Origin of the sequence: Streptomyces sp. T39 (genome assembly GCF_008042045.1) — a bacterium.
GTDB lineage: Bacteria > Actinomycetota > Actinomycetes > Streptomycetales > Streptomycetaceae > Streptomyces.
This window is the reverse complement of sequence record NZ_RDBP01000122.1, coordinates 1-5,605: the sequence shown is the minus strand read 5'-3', so window position 1 is coordinate 5,605 and position 5,605 is coordinate 1. Positions and strand designations below refer to the sequence as shown.

Annotated in this window: 6 protein-coding genes; 1 reads left to right on the top strand and 5 read right to left on the bottom strand. The window is 74.9% G+C overall.

What is annotated here, in order from left to right; all coding sequences use genetic code 11:
* The 5 genes from EAO77_RS35760 to EAO77_RS35740 all read right to left on the bottom strand — a co-directional run.
* Positions 1–1,321 (bottom strand): ATP-grasp domain-containing protein (locus tag EAO77_RS35760; protein ID WP_147992474.1); only part of this gene is annotated, 1,321 nt, incomplete at its 3' end.
* On the bottom strand, positions 1,318–2,526 hold the full coding sequence (locus EAO77_RS35755) for an MFS transporter (RefSeq protein ID WP_147992473.1): 1,209 nt from the start codon (positions 2,524–2,526) through the stop codon (positions 1,318–1,320). The genes EAO77_RS35760 and EAO77_RS35755, both read right to left, overlap by 4 nt.
* A gap of 47 nt (positions 2,527–2,573) precedes the next feature.
* The gene (locus EAO77_RS35750) at positions 2,574–3,230 is read right to left on the bottom strand and encodes an alanine--tRNA ligase-related protein (RefSeq protein WP_187283569.1); all 657 of its coding nucleotides are present in this window, start codon (positions 3,228–3,230) and stop codon (positions 2,574–2,576) included.
* 79 nt (positions 3,231–3,309) lie between these two features.
* The gene (locus tag EAO77_RS35745) at positions 3,310–4,146 is read right to left on the bottom strand and encodes a 2OG-Fe(II) oxygenase (protein WP_147992471.1); all 837 of its coding nucleotides are present in this window, start codon (positions 4,144–4,146) and stop codon (positions 3,310–3,312) included.
* A complete protein-coding gene (locus EAO77_RS35740) occupies positions 4,146–5,432 on the bottom strand; it encodes an ATP-grasp domain-containing protein (protein ID WP_187283568.1) in 1,287 nt (428 codons plus the stop codon). The genes EAO77_RS35745 and EAO77_RS35740 overlap by 1 nt, the downstream gene beginning before the upstream one ends.
* On the opposite strand from EAO77_RS35740, the gene EAO77_RS39130 reads away from it, so the two are divergent.
* Positions 5,421–5,605 (top strand): hypothetical protein (locus EAO77_RS39130; RefSeq protein WP_187283567.1); only part of this gene is annotated, 185 nt, incomplete at its 3' end. The genes EAO77_RS35740 and EAO77_RS39130 overlap by 12 nt on opposite strands.

Sequence of the window (5,605 nt, the reverse complement as noted above, 5' to 3'; positions counted from 1 at the left end):
CCCCGTGACCGACGCCGTCATCATGTGCAACCTGCGCCCCAACCAGCTCGAACACCACGCCGCACTGCACGCCGCCCACCGCCTCGGGCTGAAGGTCCTGCTGCTCACCGACCAGAAGGCGGACGTGGCACCCTCCCTGCTGGCCGAGCCGGTCCCAGCTGCTGTGGAGGCCGCTGACGGTGTGTCCGGGTGTGGCGGTGACGGTGATCTCCTGGACGCCGGGCAGTTCGCGGGCCTCGTCGGCTCCTTCGACGGCGGTCACGGTGCCGGGCGGGGCGTGGAGGAAGCGGATGGCGGCGCACCGGGTGGCGGTGGCGGGCAGGTCGGGGACGTCTCCGCGCAGGATGCCGGCGAGGTGGTGGTGGAAGTCGCCGCCCCAGGCGAGGGCGATCAGTTCCATGAGGCTGTCCCCGGGGCAGCGTCCGGCGCACTCCACCAGCACGGGGCCGTCGGCGGTGAGGATCCATTCGGCGCACAGGATGCCGGAGCCGATGCCCACGGCGTCGACGAGGGACTCCATCCCGGTGCGCAGGGCGGCGTCCGTGGCGGCGGGGAGGGCGGCGGGCAGGACATGGCCCAGCTCGACGGGGTGGGGGCCGTCGGCGGTGGTTTTGGCGGTGATGTTGAGGAACAGCAGCCGGCCGTCGGCGACGAGTGCCTCGACGCTGACCTCGGGGCCCGTCAGACGCTCCTCGGCGAGGTAGCGCCAGGTCATCCGCCGGTCCGCGATCTGTGCGCCCTCGTCGGCCCCGGTCGTGGCCCGCCATGCCGCGGTCACCTCGTCGGCGGGGGCGTCCGGGGGCAGGAAGCGGACGCCGAGACTCGCCTGCCGGTTGGCCGGTTTCAGCACGGTCTCGCGGCGGGGCTCGCGGGCGAGGAAGGCGGCCAGGCCGGCGGCCGACGTCAGTTCCCGGAAGGCCGGTGCCGCCATACCGGCGGCGGTGGTCGTCTCGCGCAGCAGGATCTTGTCGCGCAGGGTGCGGGCGGCGCCGGTGCCGAGGCCGGGCAGCCCGAGTGCGGCGGCGGCCTCGGCGGCCGCCTCGACGGCGTACTCCAGGCCGGGGAGCACCCCCGTCACACCGGTCTGGCGGTCGAGGCGCACGATCTCGTCGACGGCGTCGCCGGACTGCTGGTAGGCGGCGAGGCGGACTTCGGTGAGGCAGCTGAAGGAGCCCTCCATCGCCGCGATGGGTTTCTTCACGTAGACGCCGGGGTCCTCCACGACGGTGAGGGAGCGGGGCGGCAGGAGTCGTTCGAGCGAGCGGATGAAGGCCGGGAAGAAGCCGACCATCACGAGCTGGGGCGCGACCGGCTGGGTCATGGGGCCACCTTCTGGGCGGGGGCGGGGGTCGCGGGGCGGTCGGTGCCCCGCAGGGCGAACAGGCCGAGGAGGGCCAAGGCGGCGGTGCCGACGACGAGGAACCAGGCGCCGTGCCCCAGGCGGCTGCCGAGGGCGAGGTATCCGGCGGCGCCCGCGAAGGAGCCGAGGGACTCCCCCGCCGCGGTGACGATCTGCCGGGCGTTGAAGGACTCGTAGGCGGACTCGGGTGCCAGGTCGGCGAACGCGGTGTCCACGAGGGGGACGTAGAGCGCCTCGCCGAGCGAGAAGACGACGATCCCGGCGAAGATCAGCCATGGCTGTCCGGCGACGACCGCCGTCAGCGGGAAGGCGAGGGCCAGCAGCAGGCAGCCGTGGCGCAGCAGCGTGACCGGCGGGGTCCCGGCCGCGAGGCGCCGTGCGACCAGGGCCGAGACCGGTGCCTGGAGCAGGATGACCGCGACGGCGTTCGCGGTGAAGTAGGCGGCGACTGCCCTGCGGTCCACGGTGTCGGCGAGGAAGAGCGGCAGGGCGGAGAAGAGCTGGGCGTAGACGAACCAGCCCAGCGCGGTGACGGCCGCCAGCCGCCGGGCGTGCGGTGAGCGGAGGATGCCCCGGACGACGGTGAGCCGTCGCCGCAGGGTGCTCGCCTCGCCGCGCGCGGCGGGCACCGCGGGCATCATCAGGCGGGTCGTCGCCGCCGCGAGCAGGTAGCAGCCGCCGACCAGCAGCCACAGCCGTTCGCCCCCGCCGGCCCACACGAGGAAGGTTCCGGCCACGGGGCCGAGGGAGGCGGCGACGTTGACGGCGAGGTTGACGGCGGTGAAGAGCTTGTGGCGGGCCCCGCTGTCGGGGACCGCCTGGGCGACGTAGGCGCGGACGGTCAGTCCGTTGACGCTGATCCCGCAGCCCGCGGCGAGCAGGAGCACGACGAGAACGGGGAACGGGGGCCGGGCGGCGAGGGCCATGAAGGATCCGGCCGCCAGCAGCAGACCGGCCACCATGCAGCCGCGGGCGGGGAAGCGTTCCAGCCGGCCGCTGATCAATACGGAGGCCGCCCGGGCCGAGACGGTGAAGCACAGCAGGGCGGTGCCCGCCCCCGCCGCGCCCGCGCCCCGCTCCAGCAGCAGCGGCAGCACGGGAAGCAGCGAGAAGTACCCGAGGTGCGTGAGGAGATAGGCCGTGGTGAGGGCCAGTGTGCGGCGCATGGGACTCCGCGGGGGTCGCAGGTGCGGGACGGGGGCGGCCGGTGGGCTCAGCCGGCCGGGCTGACGGTGAGCCGGACGGTGCCGCGCCCCTTGCCCTTGACGGTGACGGCGAGGGGGCCGGTCTCCCCGGTCGAGCGGACATGGGTGCCGCCGCAGGGGATCGGCGGGTGCTCCGCGATGGCCCACTCCCAGCGTTCGCCCCCGGGGTCGGTGGCGTACCGCTCGATGGGCAGGTCCGCGGCGACGAGGGCGGCGAGACGGGCGGTGAGCGCCGCCGCGTCGGGGCGTTCGGCCGCCTCCCAGGCGACGTCGAGCCGGGCCTTCTCGGGGCTGATCTCGCCTCCGCGCTCCTGCTGGTCCGGTCCGTACTCGGCGGCGAGGGCGATCCACAGCAGGTGCTGGGCGCTGTGCAGCCGCATCATCGGGTAGCGGCGCTCCCAGTCCACGTGGCCGGTGACCCGGTCGCCGGGCGCGGGCGGGGCGCCGTTCCACTCCATCCGGTGCACGACGCCCAGTCCGTCGGGGGACTTGACGGTGTCGAGGACGCGGTGGCCGCCGAGCACGCCCTGGTCGCCGAGTTGTCCGCCGCCGCGGGCGTAGAAGGCGGTGGCGTCGAGTTCCAGGGTGTCCTCGCCGACGCCGGACACGGTCGTCTCGAAGTCGCGCAGGTAGGGGTCCTCGCGGTGGAGCAGGTGGGTGCGCACGTGTCGTTCTTCCTTCGGATCGGGTGGGGCGGCCGGGCTTCCCGGGGCCGGCCGTCGGGCCGGCCCCGGGAAGCTCGGCTCAGGACCACAGGACGAGCTTGTTCTCGGTGGTGACACCGCAGAAGAAGGCCAGGGAGAGGCGCCGGCCCGCGGTGTTGGGGTTGATGGCGTGGTAGTTGCGCGAGTCGAACCAGACCGAGTCGCCGACCGACGGCTTCACCAGGACGCGGGGCTCGGCGGCGGCGACCTTCTCGGACCAGCCGTAGCCGATGCGTTCCTGGTCGTCGCTGGGCTTCCAGCGGCGGCGGTAGACGATGAGCTCACCGCCCTCCTCGGGGACGCTGACATAGCAGTTGAAGCCGAACTGGGCGACCAGTTCCTGGTCCATGACGCCCGGGAACTCGCGCATCAGCTCGTCGAAGTGCATCCGGGCGCCGCCGGTCAGCTCGCGGACCATGCCGACGAAGAGTTCCCGCCCGCCGACGGTCGCGGGCTCCACGGGGCCCTGCCAGATGCGGCGCAGTTCGGCGACGAGGGTGTCCAGCGGGTCGTGCTCGCCCACGATCCGCTTCCACGTGGCCCGGGACTGCTCCGCGTGGTCCCAGTACTCGGGCCGGATCGTGTCGTCGAGGTAGTAGTCGAAGACGGCGGGGCCGAACTTGGTCACCGGCGGGAAGATCCGGCGCTCGTCGTAGGTGTCGAACTCGGCGTCGTCCAGCGCTCTCATGAGTTCGGCGCACCGGTCGGCCGGCAGGTGGTTCGGTATGCGGACCGCGGCCAGGGTCCCGGCGGCGAGCCGGATCAGGTCGGACCGGGCGGGCGCGTCCTTCGACAGCACGTCGAAAAGGGGGTCGATCTGCTGGATGACCTCGGTGTTCTCCGCAACAAGGGTCGCGTCGTGCAGGGTGCTTCGCATCAGTGCTCCTGTTGGTGTCGTACGCGTAAGGGCGCAGGGGAGGACGGGTCGGGTGCGGTGGCCGGGCCGGCGGGCGCGACGGGCGTCGTCCCGAGGCCGGCGGCGAGGCGGCGGGCGAGGTCCAGGGCGGACCGTGCGTCCTCGGCGGCGGTGACGAGGACGCCGCGCCGGGCCGCGGAGTCGGTGAGGGGCGGGACGGTGTCGCCGGGTGCGAGCTGCGGGTCGGCGTGCAGGACGCCGGGCAGTCCGGTGAGCCGGTCCCAGCCGTGCAGGGCCGCCACCCTGCCGGGTGGCGGGGTCGGGAAGAGGACGGCCGCGCCGCGCCCGGGCGCGGTGGGGTCCACCGGGGCGAGGTCGGCCGCGGGCAGGCCGAGCAGGTCGCGCAGGACCGCCGCGGAGACGTCCGCGTCCAGGACGTGTTCGAGCATCAGGTGGATCCAGTCGCCGCCGAAGCGGGTGTGCACCTCGCCGAGGACGGGGCCGTCCGGCGTCCACCACGCCTCGGCGTGGAAGACGCCGTGACGCAGCCCGAGCGCGGTGACCGCGGCGGCCGCCTCGCGGGCGAGCCCGTGGTGGACGCCGGGGTCCACCGGTGCGGGCAGGGCGTGGGCCAGCTCCACGAAGAGCGGGGGCGGGGTGACGTGTTTGGCGGTGACGGCGAGCACGGTGGGCCGGCCCCCGGTCAGCACCCCTTCGACGCTGAACTCGGGGCCGGGGACGTACTCCTCGATGAGGAACGGTCCCGCGCCCGGCAGGCCGGTGACCGCGTCGTCGAGCGCTCCGGGCGTCCGCACGAGCGCGACGCCGAGGCTGCCCATCGCGTCGCGGGGCTTGACGACGAAGGGCCCGGGGCGTCCCGTCATGAACTCCCGTGCCTGCCGCACGTCGTGGCACAGGCGCACGGCGGGCTGCCGGAATCCGGCGTCGGCGAGCGCCGCACGGCACCGGTCCTTGCGGCGGACGGTGGCGACCACCGCCGGGTCGTTCCCGGGCAGCCCGAGGGCGGCGGCGACGGCGGCGGCGCCCTCCTGGGCGTATTCGCGGGAGCTGAAGACCGCGCGCACGGGGCCGGCGGCGCCGGACCGGGCCCACCGTGCGCAGGTCTCGGGCCGTTCGTGGTCGAGGGCGGTGACCCGGTCGGCGAGGGCGGTGACGGCGGGCGCGGCGGCGAGCGCCTCGGGCAGATCGGTCAGGTGGACGGCGAGGCCGAGGCCGCGGGCGGCGCGGATGGTGCGCCGCGTCGAGTCGGCTCCGTGGCCTCCGGCGCCGCCCCGGTGGCCACGCACCCCACCCGTGCCAAGCTCGTCGCGGCCCTCCACCTGCGCCCCGGCTCCGCGCCCGGCGGGCCGGGCGCCCCGGGGGCCGTGTTCCTGGAGGACGACCTCTTCGTCCTCCCCGGACCGGTCCCGCTGGTGAGCTTCGCCGCCCGACGGCTGCTGCACCACGGCGAGGCCCCCGC